The following is a 15,934-nucleotide window of genomic DNA, read 5'->3' on the forward strand; positions in this document are numbered from 1 at the left end:
ATTACTCAAAAAATACATATCATTATGAAATTACAACATTATATCATGGGGCTAATGCTTATAGTATTTAGTCTATTTCAAACAGTTAGTGCTCAAACTATTCAGGAACAACTTATAGGTACATGGACTTTTGATTACCAAGCTTCTTTAGGTAGCATGACACAAAAATCAAAAGACCATTATAATAAGATGGATGCTTCAAGACAAAGCAAGTTGTCTACTACTTATAAAGACCGTAAGATTACTTTTAATAGTGATGATTCATATGTTCAAGTTTTATCCGATGGTAGGACTACGAATGCCAATTGGACTATAAATAGCAAAAACAATCTTGAGTTTAAGCTTCCCAATGGCAGAACCATACCTTTTAAAATAGTAACACTGCAAAACAATACTTTAATCTTAAGCCAAATAAAGAGCAATGCTCAGGGTAGTCTGAAGATTTTATTTACTAATTGGCATTTAACTAAAAATTAAGCACATGGCAACAACATCAAAACATCATAACAAATACCATATAAAAACGATTGGTTTTATATTAATGTGTGTTATATGCTCCAGTTTATATGCACAAACCTATACTATAGATGGTCCCGAAGCACTAATTATGAATCAACCTGATACCTATACATTTAAGAATAGTTATTCTGATAATGTTCCTAGTGGCTATTATTATTGGAGCACAGCAGACGGCATCATTTTAGACTCTCAGGATTATTATAATTATTATGAGGCATATAATCATACAGAAATCCAAGTACAGTGGGGCACAGAGGGCATAAAGACCTTGGAGGTTAGTATTCAAGGTGTTACGTATGAAGTTACTGTTATTGTTTATGGAAACACACCACCACCCACTCCACCTACCCCAAAGGTTTATCAAAATAAATGTGGTTATACCACTTTAGGTTTTGCTGAGAATCAGTATGCTCCAGCTGGAATAACATGGTACTGGCAAAATACGAGTTCAGGAACAAGTACTTCTAATTCATCTAAATATATTGATAAAGAAAGTGGTACAATACAGTATTTACGAGCCCGAAGCATTTCAGGTAAATGGAGTGACAGCTCCAGCAGTGTAAGTTACACCGTTAATCAATCTTCTACATGGTATGCCGATACTGATGGTGATGGGCTTGGTGACCCAAATACATCCGACGAATTCTGTTCACAACAACCTTTAGGTTATGTATCTAACAACTTAGACCAATGCCCTGATGAAGCTGGTACATCTGCTAATAATGGGTGTCCAAGTACTTCTTCTACTTTTGAAAGTGGTTTAGGAGATTGGACACAAGCAACCAATGATCATATAGATTGGACAATAAAAAGCGGTTCCACGAGTTCAAGTGGTACAGGACCAACATCGGCTATTCAAGGTAGTTATTATATATATGTAGAGGCATCATCACCTAATTATCCATCAAAAACAGCAACTATAACATCAAGACCTTATACTGTAGAGTCAAATGGTACTTTTACATTCAATTACCATATGTATGGTAGTTATATGGGGTCATTAACGCTATATGCTAGTATCAATGGCGGTAGTACATGGCAATCTATTTGGTCTCTAAGTGGTAATCAAGGTAATAGTTGGAAAACAGCAATAGTAGATTTATCTGGTTATAGTAATAGCAATCTAACTTTTAAGTTTACAGGTATAACAGGAAATTCGGATCAAAGCGATATGAGTATAGATAATATTAAAATATCCTCAGAACCATCAGAACCATCAGAACCAGTAGGCTGCACAGCTTCCTTAACTGATGAAAATTATGTTTATACCTTAACTCCACTAGAGGCCACTAATGATGCCTCATCACTTTCACAAGATGATATGATTGAAGCTGTACAGTATTTTGATGGCTTAGGTCGCCCTATGCAAAGTGTTGGTATAAGAGCAGGTGGTAATAAAGAAGATATTATCACCCATATTGGTTATGATGATTTGGGCAGACAAGATAAAGAGTATTTACCCTATACTACATCCAGTAGCTGTGGTAGCTTTCAAACAGGTGCTGAACAGGCGACAAAAGATTATTACTATAATGCCACAAGGTTTGCCGATGATTTTGCAGGTTTAACACAAACAACTATAAACCCTTATTCTGAAAAGCATTTAGAGGCCTCGCCTTTAGGTAGAGTTTTAGAACAAGCTGCCCCGGGAGCAGATTGGGCACTTAATAAAGGTTCGGACGCTGATCATACCATTAAATTTGAATATAATACCAATTTAGACGAAGACCATGTACGTGTTTTTTCTGTAAACACTACGTTTTCAGATGGTATTTACAAACCAACCCTTGTAGATAATGGAACTACTTATAAAGCAGGAGAATTATATAAAACAGTTACCAAAGATGAGAATTGGATTTTGTGGAGATCATTAACAGACCATACAATAGAAGAATATAAAAATAAACAAGGACAGGTTATTTTAAAACGAACTTTTATTAATCAAAAATGGCATGATACGTATTATGTATATGACGATTTTGGAAATTTAACGTTTGTATTGCCTCCAATGATAAATACAATAAGTTCTCTAACTCAATATTTTGAAGATAATGAGTATAATGGTCAAGGATATGGAGAATGTTCAGATTTGATTGTGAGTTTTAGTTCATGGTGTACTAGTTTCGAATTATTTTTATATCTAGGTAGTGATATACATATAGATATTGAACTATCACCGACTCCCGAATTTATTAAGTTAGAAACAGGAAAAGTATTAGATTTAGATTTACCTAGCGATTTTCCAGATATGAATTTAGGTGATATACTTTATGATTATCGTGAAGTTCTTGGTACTGCTTATATTCAAAATAAGGGGTTATATTTTAATTCTAACGGAAGAACAATCTATACAGGCAATGGTGAATGGATTTCAATGAATGCTAACTTAGATTCTTTACAATCTGCATTTACTCCAGAACCAATTACTCAAAACGATTTAGATGGTTTAGGGTACCAATACAAATACGATTATAAGAATCGCTTAGTAGAAAAGAAAATACCAGGTAAGGATTGGGAATATATAGTATATAACAAACTAGATCAGCCTATTTTAACTCAAGATGCTAATTTACAAGCTAATAATGAATGGTTATTTACAAAGTATGATGTTTTTGGCAGGGTGGCTTATACAGGAATTTTTAGCAATGGTAGTTCTAGAATAGATTTACAAGCTTTAGCAGATGGTACAAGTTTACAATATGTGACCAAAAGTGATTCTCCTGTTACTATAGCAGGAACAGCTGTTTATTATGATAATGGAGCCTATCCTGTTGTTGCCGCAACTGATGAGGTATATACTATTAATTATTACGATAATTATGAAGTTGGAAATCAAATAACCTTTAACCCTGCTAATGGTAGTGGTACATGGGAAGGAATGTCAGCATCAATAAAAGTTAAGGGGCTACCAACAGTTTCTAGAGTTAAAGTACTTGAGACAAGTGATTGGATTACATCTGCAACTTATTATGATGAAAAAGGAAGAGCATGGGAATATTATGTAAAGAATGATTATTTAGATACAGAAGAGTGGATTTTGAATAAATTAGATTTTACAGGAGCCATAGATAAAACATTAACAATGCATACTAAAAATGGAATAACCATAAGTATCGAAAATGTCTTTACCTACGATCATGTTGGGCGACTGGTATCACAAAAACAAAAAATCAACAACCAAGCAGAGGAGCTTATAACTTTAAACAGTTATGATGCATTGGGGCAATTGGAAAACAAGAAAGTGGGAGGAGATGTTGCTAGTGCTATTGAAAATTCAACTGGCTTACAAACTGTAGATTACACGTATAATATTAGAGGCTGGTTAAAAGGTATTAATAATACAGGAGGGAGCAATGCTTCTATAGGATTAGGAACAGACGATTTGTTTGGCTTTCAAATAAATTATAATAACCCAAATACAGGCAGCTCTTTATTTAATGGTAATATTAGTCAAACGCTTTGGGAAACAGCCAGTATTAACACTGGCAGTACAGAAACGACCCAATACACTTATAGTTATGACGTTTTAAATAGGATTACTGGTGCGCTTAGCAATAATACAACGAATTATAATCTTGGTTTAGTAGATTATGATAAGAATGGAAATATAATGCATTTAGAGCGTAATGGGCATAGGGATGCTAATATTACAACCTTTGGGTTGATGGATGATTTAACGTATTCTTATGATGGAAACCAACTTAAAGCTGTTGATGATAGCGCATCTGCTAGTGCAGTTACTGGATTTATTGATGGAGCAGAATCTGCCGAAGAGTATACTTATGATAGTAATGGGAATATGTTAACAGATTTGAATAAAGGTATTTCAACTAATATAGTATACAACTACTTAAATTTACCTACCCAAGTAACATTAGCTTCTGGAAACATTTCATATATTTACGATGCGACAGGGGTAAAACAAAAAAAAATAGTGAGTACAGGAACGAATACATTATATGCAGGTAACTATGTTTATGAAGGTGCTTCTGGAAATGAATCTTTGAAATTCTTTAACCACCCCGAGGGTTATGTTGATGTTGATAATGGTGCATATGAGTATGTGTATCAATATAAAGACCATTTAGGGAATGTGAGGTTGAGTTATAAAGACAATAACGGTACGTTAGAAATACTGGAGGAGAATAACTACTATCCCTTTGGTTTGCGTCACAAGGGTTACAATACGAACGTAACTTCAACGAACATTGCGCTTAAGAGAAAGTTCGGTGGAATGGAATATCAAGATGAACTTGGATTGAATTGGTATGATATTACGGCAAGGAACTACGACCCTGCATTGGGTAGGTGGATGAATCTTGACCCGTTAGCATCCGAAATGCCTGAATGGTCGCCATACAACTTTGTATTTAACAATCCATTACGTTTTATAGACCCTTTAGGTCTTGCACCTGATGATATCATATTTAATTCTATTGATGAAAATGGCAATAAGATTGAACTCGGAAGAATCGTAACAGATGCTTTTGACCAAGAAATAAATATTGACCAGAATGTACTTCCATTTGATGTTCCAGAGAACTTTGAACCAGTAACCGTAGATTTAGATGGTAATGAAATGGTTAGCAATGCTCTTGAAAGTACAGGAATACAGGCGTTTTCATTAGATGTTTCTGGTGAAGCAGCCTTTAAGGTAGGTATGCAACTAGAAGTGAGTTTGATAGGTATTGTTGCGGGTGAAAATAAAGGAGATTGGGGAGTTACACTACAAGGAAATGGATTAGTTGGTCTTGAAGGAAGTGTTACAGGAAGTGCTTCGGCTTATTGGTCTTTAAATGGACAGGATTTATCTTTAGGGAATTTAAGAGGTCTTGAATATGGAGCACAGGGTAGTGTATTCGGTGTGGCAGGCTCATATTTTGAGGGGTTTGGCTTTACATCATCATATCCTTTTGTTGAAAGGGTTTATGGAGGAGCTTCGTTAGGTGGTTCTTTAGGTATTCCTGAATTAGGTGGTAGTGGTTCGGGTTATATTGGAGTAAGTGAGTTCATTTATAGGTCAGATAAAAAATAAGATTATTATGAGAAGATATCTTATTTTTTTGACTGCAATGGTTCTTTTTTCTTGCTCAGAATATAAAGGAGATAAAGACAGTATTACTTATGATAGTGTGCAAATTACTTTTGATGGATATGGAGATTATGAAATTGATGGTAAGTTGAAAATTTCAATAACAAGTCCTTTAGAAGTAAAAAAGCTAAATCACTTAAAAAATCAATCAAAAAGAAAATGGTTTGCGAACTTAAAAAGTACGGAATTTTTTATGAGATTGATTTATACAAATTCAAATACAGGAGTGCAATTACTAATGAGTATATCAAAAAGTACCGATTCCAGTCCTACAATCGAATATGGTTCGGGAACAATATTTGATGGGAAGTATCAAAATGATGAGCTTGTTAATTATATTTCTTCATTGATAAAATTAGATGCTATTAAACGGTATAAAGGAAGTTTAAGTCAAGAAGAATACGACACTTTTAATTAGAAAAACGAAGCCATCCAAATAGGGTGGCTTTTTTTATTTAGCGAACGCCTTTTTTGTCTTGAAGTTCTGGATATAGGTATCGATAACGTTGAAAAGTACAGACTTGGTACTGTTATCCATTTTTTGAATATCGTTGATACGGTCAACCGTTTCTTTATCGTAGGAAGCGTTCTCGCCTTCGCCAATCAAAAAATCAACGGTTACATCAAACACCTTGGCTATTTTGGCACCCCCAGCTGGTGCTCGTATGCGCTAGCGCTTCGTCTTTGACGAGTGCCGTTCTGAGTAAATAAATAACAAAAGCTATGATTTTTATGTCATAGCTTTTTGTATTTTAGAGACATGAGTAGAAAGTATAAATTTCATAACCTTAGTGGTTTATATTTTGTAAGTTTTGCAACAGTATATTGGTTAGACATATTTACAAGACAAGTTTATTTTAGTGTATTGGCAGACAGCGTAAATTATTGTAGAGCAGAAAAAGGTATGGAATTGTATGCGTATTGTTTTATGCCAAGTCATGTACATTTTATATTCCGCTCAGCTGATGAGCAACCCATGGAATTAATACAAGCTTATAAAAAGCATACAGCCAAAAAAGTTTTAGAAACCATAAAAAATAATCCACAAGAAAGTAGAAAAGACTGGTTATTATGGATGTTTGAACGCGCAGGCAAAAAACAAAGTAATGTGAGTAAATATCAATTTTGGCAACATCATAATAAACCTATAGAATTATGGAGTGAAAAAGTAATAAAACAAAAAATAGATTATATTCATAACAATCCTGTAGAAAGTGGTTTTGTAACAAATGCTATTGATTGGAAATATTCTAGTGCCAGAAATTATCAAGAGGATCATACTGTTTTAGAAATAGACTCTATTGGCTTTTTTGGGTAGAATTAGAATAAAGGTAAAAACTAATAATGAAAAAAACAGGTACGGCACTCGTTGCAAACGAGCGCTAGCGGGGGTGGTGCTGGTATATTTCTTAGATTAAATCAAATAAAATCTATTGGTTTACCCGGATTAAGAAGTTTAACTATAAATATGAAGCATATTATAAGTGGTCATGTAGCAGGTGGAGTTAGAGCATCATCTATAAAAACACTTTTTGCTTCTAATTTAAGCCATAAGCAAATTGAAAATATGATTAAAACAGCTTACAGTAATGCAAAGAGAATAAAGACTCAAGGTGATAGAATAAAAGTGGTAGGTCAAGCTAAGGATGGTACAGTAATTGAAATTTGGGTAAATAAAGTTACTAAAACAATAGAGACAGCATATCCATTAAAATAATAAAATGAAAGTAACAGTTGAACTAAGTAGTTTAAACAAAGATGATGATAAGATTTTTGGGAATATTTATTTTGAAGAAAATGAATATGCTTTTCCCGAAAAGGGGTGGAATGATTTTGTTATAATTATTCTTAATTGGTGGGCTAAATCTATTTTGAAACTTCTTAAAAACATATCAATTGAAGAAGAATTAGATTTTATGGATGGACCTGCAAGTGTGAAAGTTCAATATCTTAAGAATAATTCTTTCAGTTTATATTTTATTTTAAATAAAGAGGTTGTATATTCAAGCGAAGTGGATGTTGAATTATTTACAAAGGCTTTTTTAAAGGAGTTAAATTCATTAATTAGGAATATTAAAGAAAATAGATGGGAAAGTGAAGAAATCTATTCTCTGATGGAAAACTATAAAATGTTACAAAAATGTTTTATCCCCTGATGGCGCTAGTATGTCAAAGTAGTGGCTACCGCCCCAGCTGGTGCTCCCCCAGCTGGTGCTCGTATGCGCTAGCGCTTCGTCTTTGACGAGTGCCGTTCTGAGTAAATAAATAACAAAAGCTATGATTTTTATGTCATAGCTTTTTGTATTTTAGAGACATGAGTAGAAAGTATAAATTTCATAACTTTAGTGGTTTATATTTTGTAAGTTTTGCAACAGTTTATTGGTTAGACATATTTACAAGACAAGTTTATTTTAGTGTATTGGCAGACAGCGTAAATTATTGTAGAGCAGAAAAAGGTATGGAATTGTATGCGTATTGTTTTATGCCAAGTCATGTACATTTTATATTCCGCTCAGCTGATGAGCAACCCATGGAATTAATACAAGCTTATAAAAAGCATACAGCCAAAAAAGTTTTAGAAACCATAAAAAATAATCCACAAGAAAGTAGAAAAGACTGGTTATTATGGATGTTTGAACGCGCAGGCAAAAAACAAAGTAATGTGAGTAAATATCAATTTTGGCAACATCATAATAAACCTATAGAATTATGGAGTGAAAAAGTAATAAAACAAAAAATAGATTATATTCATAACAATCCTGTAGAAAGTGGTTTTGTAACAAATGCTATTGATTGGAAATATTCTAGTGCCAGAAATTATCAAGAGGATCATACTGTTTTAGAAATAGACTCTATTGGCTTTTTTGGGTAGAATTAGAATAAAGGTAAAAACTAATAATGAAAAAAACAGGCACGGCACTCGTTGCAAACGAGCGCTAGCGGGGAAATTTAGTAACTGCAATTAATCAAATTTTAAAAAAATAACTATGTCAAAGGATAATATCTTTTGTTGTGAAAGACTTAAAGGACTGTATAATATTGGTAATGAGTATAAGCCAAACTTTCGAGTAATTCTGAATTCTGATGAGTTTATAAATCAACATTTGAGAAGAGGAATAAAAATAGATAGGGAGTTTCGGTTTATTATAACACAGGGGTATTCTAAACATCTCTCTTCAAAAGAAACAGATTCTATGTTTATAAATAATTGTCCATTTTGTGGAGCAAAGTTAAATGAGATGTATAATAATAAAAGTTATATAAATGAGGTAAACCATTCATGGTAGATATTTATGAAATTAATCTAAGGGCATATCTTTATTATGCCCTTTTTTAAATGGATTAGAATATGAATAAAATAATTAACATAATAGTTGTAATATTTATTTTAGGATATATTTCTTGTAAAAAGGAGAATAGAATTAATTTTAAGGAAGGCTCCTTTAAAATAGTGCATGATGATTCAAGTGTTAGCCATATTATCAGAGATAGAAATTATCAAATTAAATATTTTTTAGATAACCCTGACGAAGTTCAAGTATTTAAGATAAATTGGAAAAATAAGAATAAATATGTTTTAGAAGTATTAAATAAAAAAATAAGTTTGATTCTTTTCCCTTAATGGTAAAAATAGATAGGGTTGTAAATAATTCTAGTTTTGAGACTGTTTATCCCCCCGCTAGTCCTCGGTGTGCTGTGAGTAAGTCGAAAGACTTACGTAACTAAAAATAAGATGGTAGTAGGTCTACCGATATAGGCTTACAGGAGCGTGTATCAAACTACTTTTCTGATGCTATAGGAGTGATTTTATAGTGTGAAGCGAGAAAAGAAAAGACTTTTTTTAAAGAGTCAAGTGCGAATAAAAGAGATGAGCGAGAGCGAACCTGCTGATGAAGCGTCGAGAAAGCGGAACATATTGTCAAAACCGAGATATCTAGGAGTCTTAGGGAAGAGTATAGCGGTTACCTGTTTACTGGCTATACGGCAGTCGTCGTTAAGGAGGCATGACTTTTATTTAGGCTTATTTTTGGAACGCAGGAAAGCCTTTTGTTGATGTTAAAGAGAACGTTCAAGTTAGGGAATAACAAGGCAATTATCAAAGCAACAAAAGGATGCGGATTGGTTTGTATTAGTGAAGAAGCTTTTGTAATGAAAGTGGAGCGAAGAAACCAAATTATACAAGTTTTTTAATTTAGAAACACCTCAAAATATGAGTAGGATTTTTAAAGAGAAATCAAAACCATTACCAATCAGTAAAGAGATGGTATCACGAGCTTTTAAGCGTGTAAAATCTAACAAAGGAGTTGGAGGAGTCGACGGATTAAGTCTTAAAGACTATGAGGAGGACTTGTCTAACAATCTTTACAAATTATGGAATCGATTAGCTTCAGGGAGTTATTTCCCACCAGCAGTAAAAGAAGTAGAAATACCAAAAGATAACGGGAAGTATCGAAAGTTGGGAATACCAACGATTGCCGACAGAACAGCTCAACAAGTCATCAAAGATTTAATAGAGACAGAGTTGGAGCAACACTTCCACGAGTCATCGTATGGTTACAGACCCTTGCGAAGCTCACATCAAGCCTTACAATCGGTAAAAGAGAATGTGCGTAAATATGCTTGGGTGATTGATTTAGACATCAAAAATTTCTTTAATAATGTCAATCATGAAAAGTTGTTAATGGCTTTAGATAGGCACATAGAAGAGAAATGGGTAAAGATGTATATTTCAAGATGGCTTACAGCTCCTGTATTAAAGCAAAATGGAGATTTGGAGGAACGAAACGGAAAAGGGACACCACAAGGAGGTGTTGTTAGTCCTCTGTTATCAAATTTGTATTTACATTATGCATTCGATTTATGGATGGAAAAGGAGTTTACGAGACTATCTTTTGTACGTTATGCAGACGATATGATAATTCATTGCCATAGCGAAGAGCAGGCTCATTATGTTTTAGATAAAGTCCAAACACGATTGCGAGCATGTGATTTGGAGTTGCATCCAGAGAAAACCACCATTGTGTATTGCAAAGACTACCGTAGAGTCGAGAAAGGAAATCCAACAAAGTTTGAATTTCTAGGTTTTAGTTTTCGTCCAGAAAGTAAGGCTTCAAATCGAGGAGGAATGTTTTTGGGTTATGACTGTACTATCAGTAAGAAGAAGTATTCTAAAATAATACAGAAGTTCAAGGATATGGAGTTGCACAGATGGTCAGGAGCAACTATAGAAAGCATAGCCTATGAGTTGAATCCTTATATTAGAGGTTGGATGCATTACTATGAAAAGTTTAGAAAAGGTAGTTTAAAAAATGTATTTCATCGATTGCATAACAGATTGGAAAAATGGATACTAAACAAGTACAAACGATTTAAGAGAAGTAGAAAACGAGCCTTTGAGTATTTAAAAAATATACATAAGACTCAACCTTATCTTTTCTATCATTGGAAAGTTGGTTATGCATTTGTATAGGTTGTATAATAAGAGCCGTATGACGGGAGACTGTCACGTACGGTTCTGTGAGAGGTATGAGGTGAAATTCCTTGTTCCTACTTGACTATGCGCTAGCGGGGGGAGTTGTATTTAAGCAAAAGTCTAGTTAATCTGAAGAGGAAGAACGCTATATTTTAATACTTTTGTATTGGGAGCCGCTTGAGTACAGTATACGGGCACGGAAAACATTTCCGCGCTAGCGGGTAAAGTTAAGTCTATTGAATTTTATAATGCTTTAAGTCAACGTATTTACTATGAGAATATTTTTAATATCTCTGATATAAAAGTTAATGTATCGACTTTTAGAAAAGGTATATACTTCATAAAAGTAAATTTTGAAAGCACCAAAGTAGTATCATCGAAATTAATATTGAATTAAAAACACGATTACCCAACAAAGGTAATCTTTGCACAAGGCACTAAAAAAACACAGAATTTAATTCAAATTACAATAGAAATTAATTTTAGATAGAATATCAATATCATGAGAGTAGTATATGTTTTAATAATAGCTCTTCTTTTAATTTGCTGTAAAGATGATAAGCAGATTGTTGTGTATAGTAAAATGGAAAAATCTTTTATTAATGATGAATATAAAAATGTTTGGAATTTAAATCCAGTATTTTCATTTGAACAGGCTCAGAAATTGTCAAAATCTAACAAAAAAGATATTTTGGTTGTGTTTACAGGAATTAACAATAGTGGAACTCCTAAAATGATTTGGGAAATATTAAACAATAGAGACGTTTCTAATACTATTAACAACAATTTTGTTTTTTGTATATTATTCACAGATGTTCCATATAATTTAAGAAAAAGTGATACTATTTCAATTAAAAAGAAAAACTTGCAATTAAGAAAAACTCTTTCAAAAACGACTAGTGCAAATTCATTTATAAAAGTTAATCCAAGTGGAGAAAAAGTATCTAAGGAACTAATATTAGTTTCAAAGAAACAAAAAAGGGATTTATTAATATTTTTAACAGAAAACAAATAATAAATCTGTTAGAAGCCCCCCCTGATGGCGCTAGTTCAATGTCATTAAGTTAAGGGGATTTGTTCTGTTTTGTCACATTGAGCGCAGTCGAAATGCTTTTAAAAACTAAGGTTTATAAGGTCTTCGACTGCGCTCAGACTGACATTTTAGTCTTAACTTAATGGCATTGAACGAGCGCTAGCGGGGGCATTGCTGGTACAAGAACAACTCTGCAAGAGAAATTTTTCTATAAAGGCACTGTGTATAGGATTGATGCAGAGAGTATTATAGGACATAATTTAAGACAATAGAATAATGAATACAAAAATTCAAGAATTAATAGAAGAAGCTAAATTGATTAATGACCATAAAGCAATAATGTCGGCTTTAACAAATCTGGGTTTATTAATGGAGAGGCACACACAGGATAGATATTCAGATGAGGATTATCTTATATTACTTGGTAATGATGAAGATTTGTTTAAACTAAGGTTATCTGAAGCAGATACAACGGAAATTGTTCATTTCTTATTTTACCACATTATAAATATTAATGTTTATCCAGTTACTGTTGCTTGGTGCTTTGGCAAATGTTACGGATGTGATATATATAGCGGCATTAAGCAATTGTTGAAATTATATAAAGACAATGATGATGTTTGTGAGCAATTATTATTTTCTCTGAATGGGTTATATGACCCAAGAGAAACCTTTAAGGATGTTGCAAAAATATTAGAGGATTCTATTAAGAGTATTCCTTTACCAAGGACAAATGAAGTTTTGAAGGAAAATTTCGACCTTTTAAATTATGATGAAGATTAAAATATAAAATCTTAGCAGTATTTAATAAAGCGAGCGTATTTAGGTATGCTCTTTTTTGTTTATTATTAATCTTCGAATTTGAATAGCTCATAAACCTCAATTCTGATTATAATGGTTGCCAATTTCATACTTAAAGTTGTTTTGCCATGCCCTAGTTTAGTAACACCATAACGCTATTCACTAATGAAGTTTTTCACCACAATTATAACAAAAATCGGCACCATCTTTATGTTTTTCGGATAGGCAATTGGAACAAGATTGCGAATTTAACTGCACGTCTTCTTCTATGATTTTATTCGCCTTACTTTGAGTTGCATATTCTGCAGATACAATACCAGTAGGCACAGCGATGATACCATAACCTAAAATCATAACAATAGAGGCTATGAATTGTCCTAAAGGTGTTACGGGTGAAATATCACCATAGCCAACGGTGGTTAAAGTAACAATACACCAATATACACTTGTTGGGATGCTAGTAAAACCAGCTTCTTCACCTTCAATAAGGTACATAATAGTACCTAAAATAATGGCAATAATGACAACGGTAAATAAAAATACAGATATTTTTACACGACTGGATCTTAGGGCTTTTAATAATGTGTTAGATGCTCCTAAATAACGAACTAATTTTAATATTCTAAAGACTCTAAGTAACCTTAAAGCTCGTAATGCTGCAAGCGCGTGAATACCTCCAAAAACTAAAGAAATATATTTTGGAATGGTTGATAATAGATCAATAATGCCATAAAAACTAGTAACATATTTAAAAGGCTTCTTTACAGTGATTATTCTTGCTATATATTCTAGGCTGAATAATATGGTAATGATCCATTCTGATATATTAAGGAAATTATGATATTTTGCATCGAAAGATTTAACACTCTCTAACATTACTAGAATAATACTTGCTATAATCGTAACAAGTAAAATAATATCGAATATCTTTCCACCAGATGTGTCGGCTTCATAAATAATTTCATGAAGTCTTATTTTCCAATGCCTTTTTTTCGGTTTATCCATGTATTCAAAAGTAAGAAAGATAGATTACTTTTTCTTTAAAAGTATGAGTGAATTAGTTTGAATATCAACAATCTTACTCATAAACTCTTTTAAATAGGGGTAATATTCAGCTTCATAAATAGCTTTATTAAAGGATATTTTTAGCATGATATTTATAAAGTCACCAAGAACTTTGGTAGAGAAAGTAATTCTACCTGAATTATTCGGTAAAGCTATGTTTTTATCTTTAGGAGATTCAACCATAGTATATGTATCGTCATCTAAATGAAATTTGAATAGATAAAAATAAGTATCCTTATAACCAAAATCAATAGGATATGATCTTTCTTGAAGTTTAAAAGGGTTTTCATTAAAAAATTTCACGAAAAAAGGATTTAAATAGATATAATCACCAGTATCTTCATAATTATAATCTATGCGATAAGATTCTTTAAAGTCTAAACTTGTAACACCATCACTTGTTACTTCAAAATCTGAAATATCCAAATAAGGAAACTTGTTTTCTAGTTTTTCAACATAAGCGTCACTGTTTTGATAATATGATTTTTTATAATTTAAAGCGTGATATCCAGTTCGTTTTGAGGTGATACTTCCAGAAATAGTTTCATTTTCATTAAGATGCAGTTCTACTTTGTAAAAAACATTTGAAGCCTTACTTGGTTTTATATCTACCCATTCACTACCATTTTTAAAATCCATAAGTCTACCATAACCATTCAAACATCTAAAAGGAATATCATCAAAGTTTAAGTAGCTATCTGTAGCATCCAAATAATAAATCTCATCATTTATGGTTACTTGGGTAATTAGGTAGTTAAATTCAGAAATAACAGGGAAAATTTTTGTTGCAAATCCATTTTCTCTAGTCGATAATAATACAGGTTTTACATTTATATTAGACTCTTTTAATAGATTATGAAGTAAAATATTTATAGATGATACATTTCCTGATTTGTTTTTAATTAAATCTTTAATAGAGACATCCTTAAATATATTATAGTCACCATTCCATGTATAGTTTTCTTGAACATAGCTATAAATAGCTTTTGCTTTTTTTAATAAATCATTTTCATTAATAATCTCAAGAGGCAGTATATCTTTTATATTTATAGGTTTTCTTAATTGTCTTCCAACATCTCCATCTGTTTTAAATTCATGATCGACTGTTTTCCATGTTTTTGCATAATTATATACACTGCCATCAAAACTTTTAAATGTTTGCAATTCATACTCAACTCTTGCTAAATAATTGCTTTTCGAAGTCATGTAATCTTCTTCTATAAAAGCGGGTATATCTTTCATAGCGTAAACACTATTTACACAACCTGCACTGCCACCTCGGTATTCCAGACAATTCTTTTTTACTTCTGAGGTGTTTATTGTTAATTTTTTGTCCCCAACTAACTTAATATTATAATGCCAATTTGCAGGAATACTTGTTCTGTATTCGTTGTATAAAGTTGGTATATCACTTTGAAAATCCCACCCTTTGTAATTAAACATAAAGGGAGAGATAAGTTTATAGCTATACGTAATAATTGATCCTTCTTTAATATTGGGCAGTGTAAATTTTACAAAGGAATGGTTTTCGTCGTATTTTTCTCTAAATATGTCTTTTTTAAGTAATCTAGTAGTAGTAATGTTTCCATCTTCTAAATTATAAGTAGTTGCAATGATTTGTTCTACTCTTTCTTTTTTATTACCATTGTTGTATAGGTGAATGGTAACAGTGGCTTTATTAAAACCTTCTTTATTTAATATTTTTATTTTTTGTTTTACCTCAGTTCTTAAGTCATAATCGGATCTATCAACAAAACTGTTTCCGTATTTGTATACTATTATGGCGTTGGCAGTAGAATCTTTTTTAAAAGTATTTGTTTCCAGATCCTCTAGAGTTATTTTGTAAGATTCAGAATTAAAATTAGACTGCGAAAAAAGAATTAAATTAGTAAGTAGTAAAAAATATAAGGGGATTTGCTTCATATGTAATCTAAAAATTCTCCGACCCTGG

At 32.3% G+C, this 15,934-nt stretch carries 15 protein-coding genes; 13 read left to right on the forward strand and 2 right to left on the reverse strand.

Annotated elements, in window-relative coordinates; translation table 11 throughout:
- The first annotated feature begins 24 nt into the window (after positions 1-24).
- From Q4Q40_RS12505 to Q4Q40_RS12560, 13 genes are all read left to right on the forward strand, one after another.
- On the forward strand, positions 25-477 hold the full coding sequence (locus Q4Q40_RS12505; protein WP_303302181.1) for a lipocalin family protein: 453 nt from the start codon (positions 25-27) through the stop codon (positions 475-477).
- A gap of 4 nt (positions 478-481) precedes the next feature.
- Positions 482-5,554: a DUF6443 domain-containing protein gene (locus Q4Q40_RS12510; RefSeq protein WP_303302182.1), complete on the forward strand. Its 5,073-nt coding sequence runs from the start codon at positions 482-484 to the stop codon at positions 5,552-5,554.
- Positions 5,555-5,561: 7 nt separating this feature from the next.
- A complete protein-coding gene (locus Q4Q40_RS12515; protein ID WP_303302183.1) occupies positions 5,562-6,029 on the forward strand; it encodes a hypothetical protein in 468 nt (155 codons plus the stop codon).
- A gap of 342 nt (positions 6,030-6,371) precedes the next feature.
- Positions 6,372-6,929 carry an REP-associated tyrosine transposase gene (locus Q4Q40_RS12520; protein WP_303302184.1) on the forward strand — a complete coding sequence of 186 codons (558 nt, stop codon included), beginning with the start codon at positions 6,372-6,374 and terminating at the stop codon, positions 6,927-6,929.
- Between the two features lie 51 nt (positions 6,930-6,980).
- Entirely contained in the window at positions 6,981-7,328 is a 348-nt protein-coding gene (locus Q4Q40_RS12525) for an EndoU domain-containing protein (RefSeq protein ID WP_303302185.1), read from the forward strand.
- Between the two features lie 4 nt (positions 7,329-7,332).
- The gene (locus tag Q4Q40_RS12530; protein WP_303302186.1) at positions 7,333-7,767 is read left to right on the forward strand and encodes a hypothetical protein; all 435 of its coding nucleotides are present in this window, start codon (positions 7,333-7,335) and stop codon (positions 7,765-7,767) included.
- 158 nt (positions 7,768-7,925) lie between these two features.
- Positions 7,926-8,483 carry an REP-associated tyrosine transposase gene (locus Q4Q40_RS12535; protein WP_303302187.1) on the forward strand — a complete coding sequence of 186 codons (558 nt, stop codon included), beginning with the start codon at positions 7,926-7,928 and terminating at the stop codon, positions 8,481-8,483.
- A 115-nt stretch (positions 8,484-8,598) separates the two neighbouring features.
- Positions 8,599-8,898: a hypothetical protein gene (locus tag Q4Q40_RS12540; protein ID WP_303302189.1), complete on the forward strand. Its 300-nt coding sequence runs from the start codon at positions 8,599-8,601 to the stop codon at positions 8,896-8,898.
- Between the two features lie 62 nt (positions 8,899-8,960).
- Positions 8,961-9,233 carry a hypothetical protein gene (locus Q4Q40_RS12545; RefSeq protein ID WP_303302190.1) on the forward strand — a complete coding sequence of 91 codons (273 nt, stop codon included), beginning with the start codon at positions 8,961-8,963 and terminating at the stop codon, positions 9,231-9,233.
- Between the two features lie 588 nt (positions 9,234-9,821).
- Positions 9,822-11,081 carry a group II intron reverse transcriptase/maturase gene (gene ltrA / locus Q4Q40_RS12550; RefSeq protein ID WP_303302191.1) on the forward strand — a complete coding sequence of 420 codons (1,260 nt, stop codon included), beginning with the start codon at positions 9,822-9,824 and terminating at the stop codon, positions 11,079-11,081.
- 208 nt (positions 11,082-11,289) lie between these two features.
- Positions 11,290-11,481 carry a T9SS type A sorting domain-containing protein gene (locus tag Q4Q40_RS24085; protein WP_367892784.1) on the forward strand — a complete coding sequence of 64 codons (192 nt, stop codon included), beginning with the start codon at positions 11,290-11,292 and terminating at the stop codon, positions 11,479-11,481.
- A 105-nt stretch (positions 11,482-11,586) separates the two neighbouring features.
- Positions 11,587-12,099, forward strand: coding sequence for a thioredoxin domain-containing protein (locus Q4Q40_RS12555; protein ID WP_303302192.1), 513 nt, complete (start codon positions 11,587-11,589; stop codon positions 12,097-12,099).
- A gap of 294 nt (positions 12,100-12,393) precedes the next feature.
- Positions 12,394-12,900 carry a hypothetical protein gene (locus tag Q4Q40_RS12560; RefSeq protein ID WP_303302193.1) on the forward strand — a complete coding sequence of 169 codons (507 nt, stop codon included), beginning with the start codon at positions 12,394-12,396 and terminating at the stop codon, positions 12,898-12,900.
- A gap of 180 nt (positions 12,901-13,080) precedes the next feature.
- Here Q4Q40_RS12560 and Q4Q40_RS12565 read toward each other — a convergent pair whose 3' ends face one another.
- On the reverse strand, positions 13,081-13,923 hold the full coding sequence (locus Q4Q40_RS12565) for an ion transporter (RefSeq protein WP_303302194.1): 843 nt from the start codon (positions 13,921-13,923) through the stop codon (positions 13,081-13,083).
- Between the two features lie 24 nt (positions 13,924-13,947).
- Entirely contained in the window at positions 13,948-15,906 is a 1,959-nt protein-coding gene (locus tag Q4Q40_RS12570; protein WP_303302195.1) for a DUF3858 domain-containing protein, read from the reverse strand.
- Positions 15,907-15,934 lie beyond the last annotated feature (28 nt).

This window comes from Flavivirga jejuensis (assembly GCF_030540765.1).
Lineage (GTDB): Bacteria > Bacteroidota > Bacteroidia > Flavobacteriales > Flavobacteriaceae > Flavivirga > Flavivirga jejuensis.